The 20,510-nt window shown below is 44.3% G+C and carries 20 protein-coding genes; 10 read left to right on the top strand and 10 right to left on the bottom strand.

Translation table 11 applies throughout. The features are described from left to right. Nucleotides 1-75 precede the first annotated feature (75 nt). The 3 genes from M0C34_RS19685 to M0C34_RS19675 all read left to right on the top strand — a co-directional run bounded on the left by M0C34_RS19685 (nt 76) and on the right by M0C34_RS19675 (nt 3,632). Complete coding sequence (locus tag M0C34_RS19685) at nt 76-1,107, top strand: ABC transporter substrate-binding protein (RefSeq protein WP_248713356.1); 1,032 nt, start codon at nt 76-78, stop codon at nt 1,105-1,107. Nucleotides 1,108-1,112: 5 nt separating this feature from the next. Continuing rightward, on the top strand, nt 1,113-2,939 hold the full coding sequence (locus M0C34_RS19680; protein WP_248713355.1) for a sensor domain-containing diguanylate cyclase: 1,827 nt from the start codon (nt 1,113-1,115) through the stop codon (nt 2,937-2,939). Between the two features lie 198 nt (nt 2,940-3,137). After that, complete coding sequence (locus tag M0C34_RS19675) at nt 3,138-3,632, top strand: hypothetical protein (RefSeq protein WP_248713354.1); 495 nt, start codon at nt 3,138-3,140, stop codon at nt 3,630-3,632. An 8-nt stretch (nt 3,633-3,640) separates the two neighbouring features. On the opposite strand, the gene M0C34_RS19670 is transcribed toward M0C34_RS19675, so the two are convergent. The 6 genes from M0C34_RS19670 to M0C34_RS19645 are packed head-to-tail and all read right to left on the bottom strand — an operon-like array spanning nt 3,641 to nt 8,674. Continuing rightward, nucleotides 3,641-4,042, bottom strand: coding sequence for a hypothetical protein (locus M0C34_RS19670; RefSeq protein WP_248713353.1), 402 nt, complete (start codon nt 4,040-4,042; stop codon nt 3,641-3,643). Continuing rightward, nucleotides 4,035-4,469 carry a YHS domain-containing (seleno)protein gene (locus tag M0C34_RS19665; protein WP_248713352.1) on the bottom strand — a complete coding sequence of 145 codons (435 nt, stop codon included), beginning with the start codon at nt 4,467-4,469 and terminating at the stop codon, nt 4,035-4,037. The genes M0C34_RS19670 and M0C34_RS19665 overlap by 8 nt, the downstream gene beginning before the upstream one ends. Beyond that, entirely contained in the window at nt 4,466-5,257 is a 792-nt protein-coding gene (locus M0C34_RS19660) for an NRDE family protein (RefSeq protein ID WP_248713351.1), read from the bottom strand. Before M0C34_RS19660 ends, M0C34_RS19665 begins: the two co-directional genes overlap by 4 nt. 1 nt (nt 5,258) lies before the next feature. Further along, a complete protein-coding gene (locus M0C34_RS19655; protein ID WP_248713350.1) occupies nt 5,259-5,771 on the bottom strand; it encodes a DinB family protein in 513 nt (170 codons plus the stop codon). Beyond that, nucleotides 5,755-7,536 (bottom strand): lysophospholipid acyltransferase family protein, encoded by a 1,782-nt coding sequence (locus M0C34_RS19650; protein ID WP_248713349.1) that lies wholly within the window; start codon nt 7,534-7,536, stop codon nt 5,755-5,757. Before M0C34_RS19650 ends, M0C34_RS19655 begins: the two co-directional genes overlap by 17 nt. Nucleotides 7,537-7,546: 10 nt before the next feature. Further along, a complete protein-coding gene (locus tag M0C34_RS19645; RefSeq protein WP_248713348.1) occupies nt 7,547-8,674 on the bottom strand; it encodes an ATP-grasp domain-containing protein in 1,128 nt (375 codons plus the stop codon). 182 nt (nt 8,675-8,856) lie between these two features. Between M0C34_RS19645 and M0C34_RS19640 the strand changes: the two genes are divergently transcribed. The 7 genes from M0C34_RS19640 (at nt 8,857) to M0C34_RS19610 (ending at nt 15,887) form a co-directional block, all read left to right on the top strand. After that, on the top strand, nt 8,857-10,287 hold the full coding sequence (locus M0C34_RS19640) for an ATP-binding cassette domain-containing protein (RefSeq protein ID WP_248713347.1): 1,431 nt from the start codon (nt 8,857-8,859) through the stop codon (nt 10,285-10,287). Between the two features lie 335 nt (nt 10,288-10,622). Beyond that, complete coding sequence (locus tag M0C34_RS19635) at nt 10,623-11,345, top strand: outer membrane beta-barrel protein (protein WP_248713346.1); 723 nt, start codon at nt 10,623-10,625, stop codon at nt 11,343-11,345. 223 nt (nt 11,346-11,568) lie between these two features. Further along, the gene (locus tag M0C34_RS19630) at nt 11,569-11,937 is read left to right on the top strand and encodes a DUF805 domain-containing protein (RefSeq protein ID WP_248715670.1); all 369 of its coding nucleotides are present in this window, start codon (nt 11,569-11,571) and stop codon (nt 11,935-11,937) included. Nucleotides 11,938-11,953: 16 nt separating this feature from the next. Then, nucleotides 11,954-12,760 (top strand): CLCA_X family protein, encoded by an 807-nt coding sequence (locus M0C34_RS19625; protein WP_248713345.1) that lies wholly within the window; start codon nt 11,954-11,956, stop codon nt 12,758-12,760. Nucleotides 12,761-12,821: 61 nt separating this feature from the next. Further along, nucleotides 12,822-13,004, top strand: coding sequence for a hypothetical protein (locus M0C34_RS19620; RefSeq protein ID WP_248713344.1), 183 nt, complete (start codon nt 12,822-12,824; stop codon nt 13,002-13,004). Between the two features lie 142 nt (nt 13,005-13,146). Next, nucleotides 13,147-14,184 (top strand): extracellular solute-binding protein, encoded by a 1,038-nt coding sequence (locus M0C34_RS19615; RefSeq protein ID WP_248713343.1) that lies wholly within the window; start codon nt 13,147-13,149, stop codon nt 14,182-14,184. After that, on the top strand, nt 14,181-15,887 hold the full coding sequence (locus tag M0C34_RS19610) for a GGDEF domain-containing protein (RefSeq protein WP_248713342.1): 1,707 nt from the start codon (nt 14,181-14,183) through the stop codon (nt 15,885-15,887). The genes M0C34_RS19615 and M0C34_RS19610 overlap by 4 nt, the downstream gene beginning before the upstream one ends. Nucleotides 15,888-15,936: 49 nt before the next feature. On the opposite strand, the gene M0C34_RS19605 is transcribed toward M0C34_RS19610, so the two are convergent. From M0C34_RS19605 to M0C34_RS19590, 4 genes are all read right to left on the bottom strand, one after another. Then, nucleotides 15,937-16,095, bottom strand: a complete 159-nt coding sequence (locus M0C34_RS19605) for a hypothetical protein (RefSeq protein ID WP_248713341.1) — start codon at nt 16,093-16,095, stop codon at nt 15,937-15,939. Between the two features lie 363 nt (nt 16,096-16,458). Then, the gene (locus tag M0C34_RS19600) at nt 16,459-17,499 is read right to left on the bottom strand and encodes a polysaccharide lyase family 7 protein (RefSeq protein ID WP_248713340.1); all 1,041 of its coding nucleotides are present in this window, start codon (nt 17,497-17,499) and stop codon (nt 16,459-16,461) included. Between the two features lie 278 nt (nt 17,500-17,777). Beyond that, nucleotides 17,778-18,956 carry a sugar ABC transporter permease gene (locus tag M0C34_RS19595; protein WP_371923094.1) on the bottom strand — a complete coding sequence of 393 codons (1,179 nt, stop codon included), beginning with the start codon at nt 18,954-18,956 and terminating at the stop codon, nt 17,778-17,780. A gap of 4 nt (nt 18,957-18,960) precedes the next feature. Further along, nucleotides 18,961-20,487, bottom strand: coding sequence for a xylose ABC transporter ATP-binding protein (locus M0C34_RS19590; RefSeq protein ID WP_248713339.1), 1,527 nt, complete (start codon nt 20,485-20,487; stop codon nt 18,961-18,963). Nucleotides 20,488-20,510: the final 23 nt, after the last annotated feature.

Raw genomic sequence — 20,510 nt, 5'->3', positions numbered from 1 at the left:
ACTAAACAGGCTAAATTTGTAGGGTGGTTTATAGTTTTATATAAGCAATTACTTATACCTATGGGTGAATAGACCTTGAGAAGAATATTACTGAGCTTGATGTTTTTTGGCTGGTCGCTAGCTTGGGCACAGCCTTCAGTGGTGTTTTTAAATCCCGGTAAAGCTGATGAGAGCTTTTGGTCTGATGTGGATCTCTATGCTGAAGCAGCGGCTAAACGTTTAGGCATTCGGCTACGCACGTTTCACTCACAACGTAATCATTACTCAATGATTAAGCACTTAGAGGAAATGATCAACCAACAGCGTTTGCCTGATTATGTCATGCTAGTAAATGAGAAAAATGCCTTACCACGAATGCTCACTTTGTTAGAGGGCTTGCCGGTGTATGTGGTGGTACTGCTAAATGATCTTGATTTACAGCAGCAACAATTACGTAGCCAAAACCCGCATTGGCAGAAATACTTGTTGAGTTGCTTAGTACCCAATAATTATTGGATAGGCCAACAAACTGCCAAAGAAATGTATAACAAAGCAGGAGCCCAGCCTGGGCAAGTAGTATTGATTTCAGGTGATAAAGCGACCCCTGCATCAATAGAGCGAGAAGCTGGCGCTGTGGGGTTCTTCCAGCAACAGGCTAACCTTCAAGTAAAACAAATCGTTTATGGGCAATGGGAAGAGTTGCGTAGCTATCAACAAACGCGTGTATTGTTAAAGCGTTATCCTCAGCTCAAATATCTGTGGACGGCTAACGATCATATGGCATTTGGCAGTTTAGCGGCGATTCAAGAGGCTGGACTCGAACCAGGAAAAGACATTTATGTTGGGACAGTGAATACCTCAGAGCAAGCGCTTAGCTTGCTTGAGAAAGGCGATATCAGTGCTTTGGGTGGCGGACATTTTATTGCTGCAGGGTGGGGGCTTTCGCTGATCTATCATCATGCTGCGGGGCGCTCACTCCCAAGTAAAATTAATGCCCCGATGTTCCAATTATTACAAGTGAATACGCCGTTCTATCAGCAGCTAAAATCCAAGGACTGGAGTAATATCCCTTTTGAAAGCTTGTTGCAAAGTCATCAACTTGGTTCTGACCATCAGGTAGTGCGATAACCTCTATGGAAAAAAACGCATTTAGGTTGCGCGGGCCCATCGGTAAACGTTTAGTGGTATTAATTATTGGTACCAGCACCCTGTTTGCCTTGTTATCGGTAGCAGCGCAGCTGGCGTTTAACTATTATGCCGCGGTGAAGCAAACCGAAGCTAATTTGAGCAAGTATAGTCAAGCCAACAAACCGGCTATTGAGCAGGCAATTTGGGATGTGGATTATGCCTTGTTAGATGACCTTTTGCTGGGTTTTTCAAAGCAGCAATATGTGGCAACGGTTAATCTACAAACCGATGATGGTATCACCATGAAGTTGGGCAAGGCTGATATTAGCCAACAGTTTCATGTATACCCCTTAGTTTACCAACTACAGCATCTTGGACAACTTAGCGTAGGCTTAGATTTGTCTTTAGTTAAGCAAGATATCGCAGAGCAACTATTGGTGATTCTGTTAACTAATGGCTTGAAAACTTTTTTGATGAGCCTAATTATTTTGTTGTTGGTAGGAAGAATTGTCACGAGTGACTTACGGCGTCTGGCCGAGGTAGCCGACCAAATTTTCACTGAACAACAACAGCTGGTACAGCTCCCCAGTAAATTGCTGCAACGTAAAGATGAAATTGGCTTAGTGGCTAGTTCAATGCAGCAATTACAACAGCGATTACAGCGTGGCCTTGATGCTAGGTTAGAAGCCGAGCAGCAATTACATCAACACCGTCAAGCGCTTGAAGAAACCATTGATCAACGTACCGCGGTATTGAATTGGCAAAATGAAGCGAGTCAGCAATTATCAGAGTTATCGCTATCTTTTCTGAGTTTAAAATCGACCAATGCGAAAGCACTGCTACAGCAAACCACGGCGGTTATTGGTCGTCTATTTGCAGTGGATCGAGTCGATATATTTGAGTTTGAGCGCCAGCAAGCCATTGGCAAAGTGAGCTGGAGTGCGGCTGGGCACGCCAGAGCGACTAAACCGATCAACTTAAGTCGCTTAGACGAATTAAAGCATCGTTTAATCGACCTATCACCGACTCTGGTCAGTGATCTCAGCGAGCTTAAATATCAGGCCCCGAAAGAGTATCAATTACTAAAGAGCCGTGGGGTAAAATCCTTGGCTACTTTTCCGTTAAGCGATGGTAATAAAGCCTTTGGCTTATTAACCTGTACTAGTTTAAATAGTTGTTCTATTTGGCCGAATTATAAAATCATTTTGTTGAGTCAATTTGCTGCCGCTATCAGTGGACTCATCATTAAAGACAAAAATGACTCAGCCATGGCCCATTTGCAAAATGAGCTATTGCAAGTGAATGAACGCTTACAAGTGTTAGCTGAAACGGATGAACTAACCGGCTTGGTTAATCGACGCCCGTTTAAAAGGGAGCTTAATCGGGCGATCGCGAGTGCTCGGAGGCACGGTTCGAAAATCGCGGTGATGATGGCTGACATTGATTACTTCAAAGCTTATAACGATCATTATGGCCACCCTCAGGGTGACGAAGCCTTAAAACAGGTCGCTCATGCCTTGGTATCAGTGGTTAAGCGCAGTGAAGACTGCGTGGCTAGAGTCGGCGGTGAAGAGTTTGCTTTGTTGTTATGTAATGTAGACGCCCATGAGTTACCACTAATGGCTGAACGGATCGTTAAGCAAGTCGCTAATTTACAGTTAGAACATAAGGGCTCTCTAGTAGGCTCAGTACTCACCATCAGCTTAGGCGGAGTATTGGTTGACCCTAAAGACGTAATTGAATCTGCCAGCCTATTAGAGCTGGCGGACAACTGCCTGTATAAAGCCAAGCATCAAGGGCGTAATCGCGCAGTACTTGATGTAGACAGCTAAGCTTTACTGCTAGCATTTATCTAAACCCTAATGGTGAGGCTCACGGTGATTGTCTCTGTCGCTGCTTTTTTGTCGATTGCCTTCAAGCAGACTGTTCAAGAGCGATTGCTTTAAGCATGATCTGAGTGGATTTTTATCAGTACTATTTACATTATAGTTTATAGTAAGCTTAGTGAGAACGGTGTTTGAGGGTGAGTCATGACACATATCAAGTCGCTCAAATATGCCATTAATATTTTTGTTTGTTGTGCCTTCTTGGCTTTTCTCGCCACAGCCTTAGGGGGGGGCTTTGCTGAGCAAAACTTGCTGCATCGAATATGGATATTTCCGTTACGCTTTGAGCTCGCCCTAGTGGTATTGTTTTTAAGTTTACTGGCCGCTTATTCTCTGCTTTATAGCAGCCTGCATGGTCGTTTATTATTAACGGTCATCGCCTTTGTGCATATTCTGAATATGATATTAACCACTAGTGTCGCCGAGTCATCGGTCACCGCCCTGTTAAGTGCGATGAGTATGATCTCTCTCGGTGGATTGTTATACCTGGCTTGGACTAACCCTCAGGAAGAAAAAGTAAAACGCCTACGCCTCTATCAGAGACAAAGGCGTAGGGCGAAAGAGGAGCAAGGCAAGCTAGATTATGCCTACCTTCAAACGGTACAACATCCAGACAGTAAAACTAACAAACGCGAGTAAGACATGGGTTAAGTGCTGGCTGGCTTGGCTTCTAATTGAAAGCAATAAGTCCATAAATACACACTACCAATGGCTAGGCCGGGTAACATCGCTTCAATTAAGTCAGGGGTCTGTTGCCAAGTATGTAAGGTGACCGGAATAAACAACATCACTAACCAGCTGACCGCCATAGCCAAGCAGCGAACGGCTTGGCTATACCCCCAGTGTTGCAAGACCGATTTAGCGATAAAGCTAATTAACCAAGTAGAGCCAAAAGCATAACTGCCCTGAACAATGCCGGCTTTAAATGCGATATTGCTGCCATATTCACTATTTACAAAAGCCGCCCAAGCGCCGTAAAGTAGCGCCGCTAACAACGCTATTTGCCAAGGACTTAGCTGATTAACCAGTTTTTGATAGTGTTTAATCATTGAGTACTTTAGGCCAGTTTTTGTCAGCTTTTTCTATGTAGCTATCACGCTCAGCTTGCCATTTTTGTTGCACACTGGCGTTGTAATTAAGATAGAGCTTGCCATTTAGGACGGTAAATTGCTCAGGCTCGATACTCGCCGTTTTACCTTTAGCGACGGCGTAGGCGCAGTAGCCACCATACTGCGGGGCATACTGTTCAGGATCGGCTTTAAACAGCGCCAAATTGTGAGCACTACTAAATCGCCAAGTGGCGCCTTGCCATTGATATTCAAATTGTTCACTGCCTTCTATGGGCTTATTATCAGTGAAATAAGCCACACTGTCGTAACCTTTAATGGCAAGGTTATTAAACCAAGGGGTGTAAATGGGATCGGCGGCAAAACTATAGCCAGATACAAACAGTAATACTAAAAGCAGTTTTTTCATGATGATACCTCATCGATTAAAGCGGGATTAATCAGTTGAAACAGATGCTGTTGTTTGCTTAGCGATGCTAGCGAAGCCGTCTGTTGTGGTTGGTGTAGCTGTTCTCGCCAAGCCTGTAAACTTTGTTCTGGGTAGTAGTCAAATTGGCTAGTATTGGCTCCTAGCTGCACTTGGCAAATACTTTTGCTGTGGGCATCGTGGCGGTCCATTAACACCGAGTGTTGGCGATTTTTCTGGCATTGTTGCAGGTGAATCTCTTGTAATACAGATGTCGCACTGGCAGACAGAGTATGCTGTAACCACTGGTCAAAACGTTGCTTGCGGCTTGATAATACTTGCTCAGTATTAATCGCTGACGAGCTGAATTGGAAGGCGCTTTGGTCTAAGTTCGTCAGGGTTAATTGTTGGCCGTTCCAGCTGAAATGCTGGCTGATAGTTGCTGCGATAAACACCAAATCAAAAGGGTTATAAAGCTGATAGTCTTGAGCGGCTAGATGCTGGCTTACTGAGATAGCCGAACCATAGGCTAATGCCTGGGGTATTATCTGTCCGCGAGTGGGAGCTTCGCTACGCTGAGGATCTTGATAACGGTTGAGCAGCGCCAGTACCACCCCATGATTATTGATGCCGAACCAGCTGCCACCTGCTTGGCCGTCGACCGGATAAAGCTGCTGCTGCTTACCCTGGTGTTGGCGCTTCATGCCAGCCTCGTGACGGCTTCGCGCTTCATCGCGATTCATGGTGATTACAGTATGGTCTGTAAGACGAAGAACACTGAGTGTGCACATGCTAAGTCCCTTGTTGGCGGAGGTAACTTGCAGTGCTAGGGGCAATGCCCACGCTGTCGCTTACTGGTAAGCTTAACTCTTTAGCGACTAGCTTTGCGTAAGCGACATGGTGCACCGTGTGATTAATTAAGTAGCAAAGTTCACGGCTTAAGCTGCTATCAAATTGCATGCTGTATTGCTGCTTTAAAGACACTTCAGATTCAACCGTAACGGCACGTTCGATGATGGCTGATGTTGGGTGCAATATCCAAGCAGATAGCTGTTCAATCAGTTGGAGTGCAAGGCTTGGATTATTTTCAATGTCGCTATCACGATGGCGAGTATTGTAATCAATGTTGCCTTGCTCCAAACCGAGTTGTAGCGCGAGAAAGTGATCTAAAATGTGGCGAACATGACGACCAATACCTGATTCACTGTGTAATGATGGCTGGTTATAGAGTGCTTCATCACTTGCTTCCACCAATTGTTGCACTTGTTGTAGTGCTTCTACGGTCGCCTCACGCAGCTGCTTCATTGTTTCTCCATTTGTTCAAAAATCGTTGACTACCTGTTTGACCGAGGTAACGACGCAAATATTTCTCAGGTGTCTTTCTTAGATCAACAATAATCAATCCATCTAATGACTGATTAAAGCTGTTATTCACCGAAAAACAGACAAAACGGCCATTTAAGGCTAAGTAATGGCGCAGCAAAATAGGAATGGTTTTACCGGGCTCACATTGGCCAACTAGTTTGTTTAAAATGGCGATATTGCTCAGAGAAGCCAGCACCTTACTGGTCCATACTTTGCCTTTCACCTTAAGAGGCACCATCGGTTTTACATCGTTTAAGTAACGTTGCTCGGCACGAAAGGCTGAAATCATAGAGTCTGAGATGAAGGCTTGTGCCAGCTCAGAATGTTCTTGGGAAATACTGACACAGCCAAATAGTGTGTGATATTGCGGATGTTTCGCCACGTAGTGGCCAATACCTTGCCACAATAAGTCGAGGGCGCGCGGGTGTCGCTGGTATTTAGGTACCACAAATGAACGGCCCATCTCTAAACAATCGCCCATGCGTTTTAAATAGTTGTGGTCAAAGTCATACAAAGAACGGCTATACAGAGCATTAATACCATGTTGAGCAACGATTTCGTTGGCGTGCCCCAAGCGATAACCCCCCACTAAGCAATGACTATCGTTATCCCATACAAATAAGTGTAGGTAATTGGGGTCAAACTGGTCGCTATCGATGTTGTTGCCTGTGCCTTCACCAGCAGCCCTAAAAGTCACCTCTCGCGCTAAGGCTATCTCGTCCATGATTGGTCCAAGGCGCGAGTAGGGAGCACAATAAACGCTAAAATTACGGTGTGTGACCAGCATACAATCTTCTAGATTGTCGAGTTGCTTGCGTAAGTCTTGGCGGCCATTAGGTAAACACTCCACAAGGTGTAAAGGAGGATGTTTGGCCACGGTTGTAGTTGTTTGGCTGATAGGTAAACTGAGTAAATCAGTAGCGACACGCAGGTAGTCAGTGACAGCCTGCTGATCACTGAGGTCTTGATAGTCTTTGGCTTTAATTAATTCGCCCACTTGCATCGTGAATTCGCGACCACGTTTATTGACCAGTTCGCGAGGGAGTAAAGCGGTGCGTAAGCGACGATGGATTAAGCCCGAAAGATAAAATAAGGTGGAGTTACGGCCGCTAACAAAGCAGGGTAATATCTGAGCTTGATAACGTTTGGCCAAACGACCGACCAAATTGTTCCATTCGCGGTCTTCTATTTGGCGATTTCCAGTGTTAATCGCCGATACCATACCAGCGGGATAAATCATTAAAGCGCCACCTTTGGAGAGGTGCTGACAAGACAGTCGAATTCCACGGGCATTCTTTTTGGCTGCCTGTTCAGAGAGTACATCTACGCCGATAAATAAATCCTTAAACTCGGGAATGTTAGCCAGTAATTCATTGGTAAGCACTTTCAGGTCGGGGCGAACTTGCAATAATAGTTCGCTCATTGCTACACCTTCTAGTCCGCCGAGAGGGTGGTTAGCCACAATCAACAGTGGTCCTTGTTCTGGTATTTCCTTGAGGGCTTCCGGATTGTTGGCCAGAAAAGAAAAATCTAAGCTGCGCATGGTATAGCGCAAAAAATTTAAGGCGGTTTTACCATCATCAGTGTAGTGAGGACGGTCATCATAGATTTGCGCGAGTTTCGCAAGGCCAAGCGCTGTTTCAATGATTCGTGCTAGCCATTGCGGGCGCATGCTTAGCCTAAAAGGGTTATTTTTATTCTGCATGGATGATTCCTTAATCCGTTTCGGGATAATAGGCGGTTAGCTCGCGCTCGTGTTTCCAGCGGACCAGTAACTCTTTAAGCTTGGGTGGTTGGTAACCTCGTTTACGGTTAGCAGCGCCCAGCTCAAACAGCGTTTTATATTGAAAGAGTAAAGAACGCATCGCTTCGCTGAAGGGCGTTTTCCTATCCCATATATGTAAAGACTCTGAACTCGCGCTGTTTATTTCCACAATCTCTAAATCTTTACCCTGTTGAAGGTGCTCGATATCGGCAAATTTAATGTCCATTCGCCCATAATAAAATTCCGGTAAGTCAGCCATCATTTTATTGATGGCGGCGTTCAGTTCAGGGGTAATTAATTGATTGGCATCCCTGAAAATGGCCCCGCGACAATGGCTGGCTGAAAATACTAATTTGTAGGGCTTGCCTTGCTCGATTATCTCCTCCAACTTGTCTTGGTGACGGCTTAAATAGAGGTGCTGTAAGTCACTGGCGCGCGGGTCGGATTGAATTAGTTGTTTAAGGCTAGATTGCCCATCACCCACCACATAAGGGGTGTATTTTAAGGCAAGAGAGATAATTTCCCCGGCTGGCTGATCGGGGTGGCGTACAAAAAATACGCCGGCTTCTGCTTCATAGCTGGCCAGTTTTTGCAGCAGCATAGCCGAATTCATAGGGTAACTGTCTAAGCAATCTTGCAGTTGCTGGCGATTGTGAAGTAGTTTTACTCCTGCGCCTCTGCAGCCAATGTCAGGCTTACCGACTAAAGGAAACTGTAGCCCGCGTTGTTGCATTATTTGTAGTAAATCTTCCACTTGGCGCGCTAAAGGCGCGCCACTACGATTAACTTTTAGCCACGGTAGTACAGCCTTATCACAACTGCCGGTGGCTTGTATTAACAACTCACTTTTCCCTACTCCAACCATACCCGCCAGCGGTAATTTGGGGTTGGCTAATAGAGGCAGGGTAAGAGAGCGGTGGCGTACACTAAGCACTAACCATTGCAGCACTACCGGAATATACACCGCCCAAGTGGGCCAAAATTCAAAGAAAGAAGTGGTTTTACCATTCATATCCAGCGCGGGCATTCCTGGTGATACGTAAGGAGATGATGGCTTACTATTTAAGGGTTCAGTCACGGTGTCGCACTTCCTGTTGCATTTATCTTTCCTATCAGACCTGTGAATTAGGATTAATCATTCAAACGTCGTTAGATTTAGTCTAGTTCAGCGTAAGGGTTTACCAATTACGGTGTATTAATGCTTTAGTCTAGGCGAAGATAGTGACTAATATATGTAAGACTTTGGGATGGCGGTACTTAATGATTATTGACGATTTACGCTTAGTCGCCGGTGAGCGACAACTTAGCATTAAGCACTGGGAGTTGGCACATGGCCAACATTGGGCCATTTTTGGCCATAGTGGTAGTGGTAAGTCGCTACTTGGGGCGTGGCTAAGCGGTGATTTAGATGCCGAACAAGGCCGCTATAGTGGTCGCCCTGAACGAGTCGGGTTGGTCTCGTTAGAGCAGCAACAAGCCTTATTAGCGCAAGAATTAGCAGAAGATGATAGTGACTTTACCGATCAGGTTGATGTTGGCCACAGTGTCGCCGAGCTATTATCCCGTAAGGCTCGTAACACTCAGCACATGGCGAATGTTGTTCAGCAGTGTGATTTAACAAGCTTGATGACTCGAGGTTTTCGCTTATTGTCTACCGGTGAAACGCGTCGTTTAATGCTTGCTTTAGCTCTGTTAGACGAGCCTCAGTTATTAATTCTCGACGAGCCATTCGCTGGTTTAGATCTGACCCATCAACAGCAATTACTGATCTTACTAGAGCAACTAGCTAAACGTTGTCAATTAGTCATAATTACGTCGCGAGATGAGGAATTACCTTCGGTTATTAGTCATGTAGCAGTATTAGATGAGCAGGGTTTGAGTCAACAATTAACTACAGAGCAATGGTTGACTCACCCAGAGAGACAAAGCCTCGAACAACAAGCAAGCAGACAATCAAGCGTTATTATAGACGCTCTTCGACACCATCATCAGCCAGATTTACCCCAAGTGCTGTTTTCTATTCAGCAAGGTAAAGTCACCTATGCTGGTGTGCCGATCTTTAGCGATTTAAATTGGCGTATTGCGCCGGGGCAACATTGGCAAATTAGAGGCCCGAACGGTTGTGGAAAAAGCACATTACTAAACCTTATTTTTGGTGACCATCCGCAGTGTTACAGCAATCAAATTGAAGTGTTGGGTTACCAACGTGGCACAGGGGAGAGTATTTGGGATATAAAGCAGCACATCGGCATGGTGTCTGCTGGCTTACATCTCCAATATCGGGTTAATTGCAGTGCTTTAGAGGTTGTATTGTCGGGCTTGTTTGACTCCATCGGTGTCTATCAAAAACCGAGTGAATTAGAGATAGAAAAAGCGCGTTTATGGCTGCAGTTATTTGGTATGGGTCATCTAGAAAAACATTATTTTAAGTCCTTATCTTATGGGCAGCAGCGCCTATTGATTATTGCTAGAGCCTTAGTTAAAGCCCCCACACTATTGCTATTAGACGAACCTTGCCAGGGTTTAGATTTTCTACATCGTAGAACCGTACTAAATGCACTTGAGTTAGTGGCCAAACATAACTTGAGCCATTTGGTTTATGTTACCCATCATCTGGATGATTGCTTACCTAGTATTCAGCATTATGTTGATTTTATAGACGGTAATGTTTTATTGAGCCAAGCACTTTAAATAGTCGCTAGTTAATTCCCTATTGTTTATGAAGTTACATAGGCTCAGTGTGGTTTCATCAACTTAGCTTTGTTGAAGATAACTATCTCATTTAGTGAAACAATACTTTTCATTTACCTTACTTACTCACATTTGAGCTACATGGAACAATGAATCTCTTGGTTGATGATGAATCAAGCAAATGCGGGTTATTGTTGAAGTGAATAGAGTAGCTAATGCTTATTCATCACCGCTCCCGTTTGCCACTTGTTCATCATCCTCAAGGTTTTTCAACAATTCCAATGTCGCTGTGAGTCTTATTTGCAGCGCGAATAAATAATAAGGTAAATAATATAATGAAAAAGTCTTTAGTGGCCCTAACTGTGTCAGCTTCTTTTTTATCGACTGCAGTTTTCGCTGGTATGGATTCAGCTTACATCGAATATAGTACTGATGATGTATTCGAAATGGGTGTGGCCCTTGAAATTCATGAGAATGCTACTTTAGCTATTATGGGCGATAGTGAAGGTTGGGCTGCCTTGGCCTATGAGGTCGACGTCGCAATTGACGCTAACAAATATATGACATTTATGGCCGAGTATGGTCAATTTTCATCACCAGTAAACGATGATTATGAAGTGGATCTTTCAGATGATAACTACTTGTTAGTTGAAGCTCACTTAACAATGAATGTGAACGATGACTTTTCGCTTAGCGCGGGTCTAGGTTGGGAGCAAGGCAAGGGGCAGCAAGTCGATGTAGCTGGTAATGTGGCGGATTCTAGCGACTTCACGAATGGAAAAATTATGTTAGGGGCAGCTTATACTTTTGGCAATACGGGTTGGCAGCTAACATACGATTATACTCATCATAATCTAGATGATGATGGTATTTACGCGGGTACAGAATTAGATTATTCAGGTCGAGCCAATGAGCATGAAGTTATCTTCAGTTATCATCATCAAAGTGGTTGGACACCTTACGTGAAAGTTAATCATATGAATCCAAATGGTGGTTCATACGCAGGAATAAGTGACTCAGATACCGTTGGTTGGTTAGGCTTGGGTTACCGCTTCTAAAAAAGCTATTTTTCTTTAGAGCCTGATGGACTAGGCTTTAACGTTTTTCTATGTTTTTGTTGTTTACTCACTGACGTTTCTCTAAATATTTACATTCTACCCTTCGTTTCATTCCCTCACTGCTATTTTTCTTCGTGTAATAAATAATCCACGTATAATATCAAGCCTAGGCTTAGTGAAACCTCCCAATGATGCTATTGCAAATTTTATATGGAGCAAAATGATGAATTGGTATTTTGGTGTACTAAAACAATACATGGTGTTTAGCGGGCGTGCTAGGCGCAAAGAGTATTGGATGTTTGTATTAATTAACAGTGTGTTTGGTGTGGTATTTAGCTGGATTGACACTGTCAGCGGAACGGTTAATCCTCAACTAGGCTTAGGTTTGTTGGGGGGGATTTATGCGCTGGCCGTGTTATTGCCCTCAATGGGAGTTGCTATAAGAAGGCTGCACGACACCGGCCGCAGTGGCTGGTGGCTGTTTATCTTACTATTGCCAATCATTGGTGTACTGACCTTGTTGTTTTTCTTTTGTTCAGACAGCCAATCTGAGGCTAATCAGTTTGGGCCTAATCCCAAAGTAAACACGTAGTTAACCTTGCTATAAAATGCCAGACAATCATGAGTCTATAGGCCTATATCGCGACTACTATCGGCGCGGCCCTGATTATCGTCATGGTGATGCGGTGGATTTTGCCGATATAAAACACACCTTTGGTTTTGAAGGTTTAGCCGTAGGGGCTTGGGTGACTACAGCAGAGAAACCACGCGCGGCGAGCCTTATTTTTGATGCCTTAGCTGATTTGGCTTTTCTATTGAATTTGCCTCCGTATGCTTTGGGGCTGCGAGGCAGCTTACGTTTAGCCTTTGGCACCGGTGGCCAGCAAAATGTTCAAGCCCACTATGCTCCGGCGAGTCGTACCCTTGCCTTAGCTAAACATGCAGGGGCTGGCGCCTTAGCCCATGAGTGGTGGCACGCCTTTGACCATTATATGGCAAACAAGTTATTTACCGATGCCGCGCAACGCAATGAGTTTGCTTCAACTCGGTGGTTAGCCAACGACGCACAACATCAACATCTGCTTAATCTTCGACTAGATCGTTTATTTGCGGCGGTATTACTTAGCCCCGATGGACAAAACCTCAATGCTTTCGTGAGTCGTTCAGTGACGCTGGATAAACAATTGCGTCGTCGTTATTTTAGTTTGCCCACAGAAATGATGGCGCGCGCCTTTGAGGCGTGGATTCAAAGCCGAACAGACATTAAAAATAGTTACTTGGTTAGTGGCACCAAACAAACAGAATTGGCTAAAGCGGGCGCTTACCCTGAACCTGAGCATTTACGTCTTATTGGTGAGGCTGCACTTGCTTACTTCGAATTACTTGGCCAAGCTTTGCAATCTAAAGGAGATTGAGTACTTACGATTGATTATTTGAACTAAACTAAATAAGTCGGTTATGTACTAAGGAATGATAATGGAAGATCATAATAATCAAGCGGTTACTATTGTGGATATCAAATTGCCATTTTGGTCTATGGTAGTGTTTATGGTGAAAGCTGCTATTGCGTCGATCCCTGCCTTTATTATTTTATCCATCATTGGCAGTCTAGTATTTGGTATATTGGGTGGGGTAATGCGAGGCGTTGGTCATTACTAATAGCCACCTTTTTGTGGAAGTTAAGTTTAAACGTACGTTTAACTTTTAATTCACAATTGCTTTGATAAACGTATACTGAATAGCGGTATATAAGAGTGTGGATGATAGATTTACAAGGACTTAGAACTTCAGGAAACAAGGAATGTTACGATTTTTATCTGTGTTGCTACTTGGCTATATCACTAGTTGGCACGTTTGGGCTGAAACCGTTGATTTGCGGGTATTGGCTTGGCCTGGTTACGCCGACGCTGATGTAGTGGCCGAATTCGAACAGCGTTATCAAGTAAGTGTTAAGGTGAGTTACATAACCAGCGATGATGACATGTGGCTGCGTATGGCCCATGAAAACGGTGCGAATTACGATGTATTTGCGGTAAATACTGCTGAGTTGCAACGCTATATTGATGCAGGCTTGGCCCTGTCTTTAGACCTTGAAAATATCCCTAATTTAGCTAACCAACTGCCCCGATTTAGAACCATAAAAGCTATTCCTGGAGCGACTAGAGGTAATGCGGTATACGCCGTTCCTTACACTTATTCAGAAATGGGCCTGATTTATAACAAAGATTTTTTCTCCGAACCCCCGCAATCATGGAAGGTTCTTTGGGACCCTAAGTACCAAGCAAAAATTTTGGCTTACAATGGCAGCGCCCATAATTATTCCTTGGCGGCTATGGCTTTGGGGTTCGATCATCCTTTTCAACTTACCGCCGCTCAGTTTCAGCAAAGCACGCAACATTTGCTTGCCTTACGTCGCAATGTGCTCACTTTTTATCGCTCTCCTGAAGAGGCCTTGGATTATTTTAATCAGGAATCGGTGGCCTTAGTATTTGCCAACTATGGTGCACAGCAATTGAAAAAACTAGAGGACGCGGGTGCTAATATAGGTTATGTGATCCCTGAAGAGGGGGCGCTAGCTTGGCTTGATTGTTGGGTGTTATCGAGTGGTTTACAAAATCGAGAGTTGGCTCACCAATGGATCAATTTCACGCTTGAAAAATCAGTGAGCCAATTGCTGACCGAACGACAAGGCCTAGCAAATACTATCGTTCAAGATCAACGCAGTGTGGCTGAGGATAAAATTATTTGGTTGGAACAGGTAGAAGACCAGCCGCAACGTAGTCATTTTTGGCAAAACATCATCAGTGGAAACACTCTGCAAATGATGGAACTACCATGAGCAGGTTTATCTCTCTGCGCTTTGGCCTTTGGTTTGCTATGTTTGGTATTTTGGCTTCCATTGTTACTGCCACCGTCAGTTATCATGAAAGTCGCGGTTTATTAGCAGAAAGCGCCGAACGCGAATTAGCAACAACAACTCAAATATTAACCCGTGGATTTATTCGAACCATCGATGAAATAGTAAAGGATACCTTGTTCTTGAGTGCTATCCCGCAAACAACTCGATATTCTAAAGATACCCGTCAACAGCTAAGCGACATTTTTAAACAAAAGCTGCGACTTAACCCTTCGTATTTTCAAATTCGCTTTATTAGTGCGGCAGACTTTGGAAAAGAACTGGTTAGAGTTGACCGGCTTCGTGATGGTTTAGTGGCCATTGAAGACAGTTTATTAGAAGAAAAATCTCACTACCCTTACGTATTTCGAACACTGCGTTTACCTGCAGGAGATGTCTATCTTTCTGCTATTGATATTCATACCGAGCGGGGGGTAGAGCTTGGCCTACACCAACCCACCCTGAAAGTTGCCGCGCCTGTGCATATTGACGGCCAAACTATCGGCTTAATTGTCATCAATGTTGGTTTAGAAAATTTATTTAGCCAGTTGCAAGCCGATTTGCCCGAGGGTGTAGAAATATACTTAGCAAATCAACAGGGAGATTATTTGGTTAATCCTAACCCTGATAAACAATTTGGTTTTCACTTTGGCCATCGCTATTTGATTCAACATGACTTTCCGAGAATGGAAAGTATGTTCGATAATTACCAAGCCCTAACTTACGTATTAGATTCTTCAACTGATATTCGCTATCAGCGAGCGGTGTCGTTTACGCCTCTATTCTATGGGCCGCCCGCGAGTCAACGGTTAGCGGTAATGGGTTTAGCCAGTCCCTTGCCTACCTTGGGCGCGATTATTGATTCCTTAGCGGGTTCGATGATTAAGGTGAGTTTAGCCTTGAGTTTACTAGGCCTACTTACCTCATTGTTATTTGCTAGGGTATTATCACGACCGATTCGCAATATGGTCTCGGTAGTGCAAGCATACAGGGCTGGAGAAATACCTGTGACTAAGCTTTTACCTAGTCAGCGTAGCGATGAGATCGGCCTGTTAGCTAATACCTTTATCTCAATGTCACAACAAATAAACACTCAAATAGATGAATTAAAGAATAACGCGATACACCTTCGCTATATGGCAAGCCACGATAGTTTGACTGATTTGCCTAATCGCGGCTTATTTATCGAGCAGCTAAAATCTATGATACATCGAGCTCAGCGGCACAATACCACGCTTGCAGTGGTATTTATCGACTTAGATAATTTCAAGCAAATTAATGATAGTTTTGGTCATGATGTCGGGGACAGACTGTTGAAACAAGTGGCCAAAGTATTACACGACACGGTAAGGGCTGAAGACTGTGTTGCCCGTTTTGCCGGCGATGAATTTATGTTGGCCTTAGAGGGCATTAAAGAAGGCCAGGATGCCTCTGAAATAGCCAGCAAAGTGTTACGTCGTTTAGCGCAAGAAATTAACTTAGGGCCTCAACCTCAGCCGGTTCATGCGAGCATCGGTATTAGCTTATACCCAGTAGATGGGCAGGATCCTGAGGTATTGATACGCAATGCGGATGTTGCAATGTATAGAGCTAAAGCAAAAGGTCGAAATCAATACAGCTATTACGCTTTTGAAAAGTCCTTATAGATTGGTTCAGGCGACATAATCGAAGTGGCGCTGATAAATCCTTGTTGGCTCAGCCGCTGAAGCCACCTCCTTTCTGGTAACGTTGTTCTTCAGGGAGCATGCGCTGCAGTTGAAATGCCTTCAGCGGTGAAAAGCTGAATACCTGAGCCACATGGCTCATGCCTTTTTTAATACACCATTGCTGTAATTGGCAAATCTCTTGTTCCACTTCAGGTACCGCTAGTTCCTATTGTTCAGTAATACCATGTGTGCCCAGGGCTGGCGTAATGATTTACCGAGTTGTATGAAGTCACGACAAAAATTATGGCAGAGGGGGGCAAGGCCCTTGAGCGCTGGCTATTAATAGATTATCACGCAAATATAGTTGATAGTCACCGTGAGGAGTAGCGCTATGCATAGTCATCTGACTATCTTAGCTTCTCTTGGGCAGAGTTTATTGAGGTAATCGTTAAGCCTAGTTAATATTTTAATAAAAAAAGCCAGAACCTAGGTTCTGGCTTAGTAAGTTTTAGTGCATTGCTGACTCACCACGCGGGGCTTACATCGCGTATAGTAAGGCGACGAGCTTGGATTATTGGTTAAGCTCTAATTGATAGAAGCTAGCTTGAGTGTAATCACCTGCTTCCATTCCGCGCCATTCACAGTTTGAGCTACTCTTTTTGGTGTTACATTGATTATAAGCGCCAGCTTTAAAATACATCCAGTCCTGCCCATAACCTAAGTCAACGTCGTGCCCTTGATAGTTGCCCTTGGTAAGGTCAATATCATAGGTTTTACTTAATTCCTCAGCAGTACCTGGGTTTTTGATGAAGGTGAGGTGCATGATATCGCCTTTAACATTCACCTCATAAGCGAAGACTTCACCTAGCTTGATGCCATCTTTGGGGTCTGCAGCACCTTGGCGTAGATTGTGTTTACCAAAAACATCATGACGAATGTCTTTACGCAGTTTTTTACCATTTTCATCTTTGGCATTCTGCAGCTCTTTAGTCGGATTTAGCTCGTAGTTCCAACTTAATGAACCGTACTCATGCTCAGGCAGCTTTCGATAAGATATCTTTAAAGGTTCGTTTTTTGACCCATGAATTTGACCAATGACGACAGCATAAGCCCCATTTTTTTTAGGGTTGCCGCTGGTACTGACTTGGTCAACCGACAAGGTGGCTTTTAATTGACCGCCAATGGCACCATATTCTTTTGCCTCTGGGTGAGAAGCCACCACAAAGTTATTCTTCGGTTCACCATAATGCTCAGCCAGCATCGCGCGTAATTCGCTGCGGGTATTTTTACTGTTAGGTGTGGTAGGGGCTTCATTAGGTGACACGAATACTAAAGCACCGGTTTGTTCATTGGTATAGAACCACTCAGGGTGGATATACGGCGTTTTGGTGTCTGCTAAGCGATGCTTGTCGATTTCTAAGGCTTTACCTTTACGGGAGCCTTCTTTAGTGAGCTCAGGTAGGGTGATTTTCCAATTTGATAGATCAAAATTCTCTGCGGGTGCTGCCTTGGGGTCAAGCTTGGCGGTAAGATCTTGCATTGAAGGGCTTGTAGCGTAAGCGGAACCCGTTAATACACTGAAGGCTAGCAAGCTAAGGTGGATTTTTTTCATTCTATCTTTTCCTGAGTCTTAGTTAATGCAAATAAGTTACTATAGTATTGTATTACAAATTGTGATCTGCTTAGAAAAATAGATACTGTAGCTCATTAGTCAATGGTAGTGTGATAGAGCACACACTCTCGGTTGAGTAAGCAGTATTGGCGAAATGATATGTCTAAAAGTGGCTGTGGGGTGGGATTTACTAAGCGGGATCTGCAATTTCGGTGACATCGGTATCTATTGGCAACCCTTAAGGGTAAAGCAGCCTCAACCGCTTTACCCTTAAGCTTCTAGGCGCGTTTTTTACTGGCTACGTCCATCCATACTGCCAGTAGCAAGATGCTCCCTTTGATGATTGACTGCCAGTAGGTGGGAACATCCATCATGCTCATGCCATTGTCTAAACTGGCCATGATAAAGGCCCCTATTACTGCTCCAAACACCGTGCCTACGCCACCTGCTAAACTGGTGCCACCAATCACACAGGCTGCAATAGCATCTAACTCCGCGATGTTACCTGCAGAGGGGGAACCCGCTCCTAGGCGTGATGCTAAGATAAGGGCGGCAACACCCACTAGCAAGCCGTTAATCGCAAATACACTTAGCTTTGTTCGTTCAACATTGATACCCGATAAACGACTGGCTTCTAAGTTACCGCCGATGGCATAAATGCGCCGACCAAAAGCGGTTTTCTTCGCCATGAAAGCGGCGATAAACATCAATACCACCAGTAGTAATACCGGAGTGGGTACGCCACGGTAATCATTCAGTAGTAATACCGTGCCAAGCGCAAAGATAGCAATTAGACCAAACTTGAAAATATCGCCAGTCACCGGCGTATTACTTAGCTGATGAGAAGTGCGGTTCTTACGGAGTTTACCTTGCCAGGCAAAAAATACAGCCAAGGCTCCCACCGTTGTAATCATGGAAAACATATCAGGTAAGTAACTTTGACCAATGATCGACATCTCTGGAGTGGTGGGCGCTACGGTGCTGCCACCGGTAATCCCAATCAATATGCCTCTAAATGCCAATAAGCCCGCTAAGGTGACAATGAAAGAAGGCACCTTACGATAAGCTATCCACCAACCGTTCCATAGGCCTAATAAAAAGCCCGCTATCAAGGTAAGAACAATGGTTAATGGCAGTGGTAATTGCCACCAAACATCCATGATAGCCGCCGCTCCGCCTAATAAACCCATCATTGAGCCTACCGATAAATCAATTTCAGCGGAGATGATTACAAACACCATGCCAATCGCCAATATGCCTGTAATTGCGGTTTGGCGCAGTAAGTTAGATATATTACGCGGAGTGAGATAGCTACCGTCAGTGGCAAAGTAGAAAAACAGCATAATGACGGCAATTGCCGCAAACATAACTAATACCTGTAGCTTCATTTTTTTAATATTGTCCATCAGGCTTCCTTTGGTGGCAGTATTACTGATGGTGGTTTCTTGACTAGACATGTTGTTACTCCTCGGCCAGCGCACAGTCCATCACCATTTCTTGGCTTAGGTTCTGATTGTCTAATAGACCCTTTAATTTCCCTTCATGCATCACTAGAACTCGATCACTAATTCCTAATACTTCGGGAAGTTCTGAAGATACCATGATGATGCTAATGCCCTGTTTAACCAGTTGATACATCAACTTATAAATTTCATATTTGGCGCCAACATCTATTCCTCGGGTGGGCTCGTCGAGGATCAGAATTCGTGGTTTCAGTAATAGAAATTTGGCTAAAATCGCTTTTTGCTGATTGCCGCCACTGAGGCTTTTTATGGCAAGTTCAGGGGAGGCTGTTTTTACTTTTAGCCGTAAAATAGACTCATCGATGGCAGCTTGTTCCGCGGATTCATCTACGGTTTGAGCCAGCCCTGCAAACATATTTAAACCTGCCAAGGTAATGTTTTGACCTACCCCCATTATCGGTATGATGCCATGCCGTTTACGATCTTCTGGCACCATGGCGATACCATGAGCGAGCGCGTCGCGATTATGGCGAATTTTTATGGGGTTGCCGTTTAGTTCTACTGGGCATTGGTAAATACCTTCGTAGGAACCAAATAAGCATTGCATTAACTCCGTTCGGCCAGAGCCAACTAAACCAGCGACTCCCAGAATCTCGCCTTTACGTAGACTAAAGCTAACGCTATCAACTTGCTTTAAGTTGGCGGTTTTGCTTAATTGCGCATTTACGGGACCTACCTTTAAAATAACATCGCCAATGGGATGCTCTTCACGTGGAAACAGTTGCTTAAGTTCTCGACCGACCATCATGCTAATAATGTCATCGGTACTCATGTGTTTAGCGTCTTGTGTACCAATATGTTCGCCATCGCGAATAATGCAAATACGATCAGAGATCTCTTTTACTTCGGTCAGCTTATGCGAGATATAAACACAGCTAACCCCTTCGTTACGTAGCTGTTTAACGATATCCAGTAAAACGCGAGTTTCAGATTCCGTGAGAGGGGCGCTAGGCTCATCCAAAACCAATATTTCGGCATTTTTAGATAAGGCTTTGGCTATTTCAACTAATTGTTGTTGGCCAACCCCTAATTCGCGAATCGGCGTATCGGGTGACACGTCTAGTTTGACCCGTTGCAGTAAGGCTTCGGTTTGTTTAAACATCGCGCTGTGATCCAGCACACCATAACTGCAGATCTCAGCACCAAGAAAAATGTTTTCTAGTATCGACAGCTCTTTGACTAGAGTGAGCTCTTGGTGGATGATTGCAATGCCCTTGGCTTCGCTATCTCTGGTGGAGGAAGACGTAAGCGGAGCGCCTTTGTATTGAATTTGACCTTCATAACTGCCATAAGGGTGCACACCGGTAAGCACCTTCATTAAGGTGGATTTACCCGAGCCATTTTCGCCGCAAAGTGATACGACTTCGCCGCGCTCTAAATCAAAGTTAACCCCATTTAAGGCAATCACTCCGGAGAATTTTTTGACGATGTTCGACATCACCAATAAGCTAGTTTGACTCATCATTGCTCCTAATAAAAAGGGCGGGT

The organism is Agarivorans sp. TSD2052 (genome assembly GCF_023238625.1).
In the GTDB taxonomy this organism is placed as follows: domain Bacteria; phylum Pseudomonadota; class Gammaproteobacteria; order Enterobacterales; family Celerinatantimonadaceae; genus Agarivorans.
The sequence above is the reverse complement of the archived record's forward strand: the minus strand, read 5'-3'. Positions and strand labels throughout refer to the sequence as shown.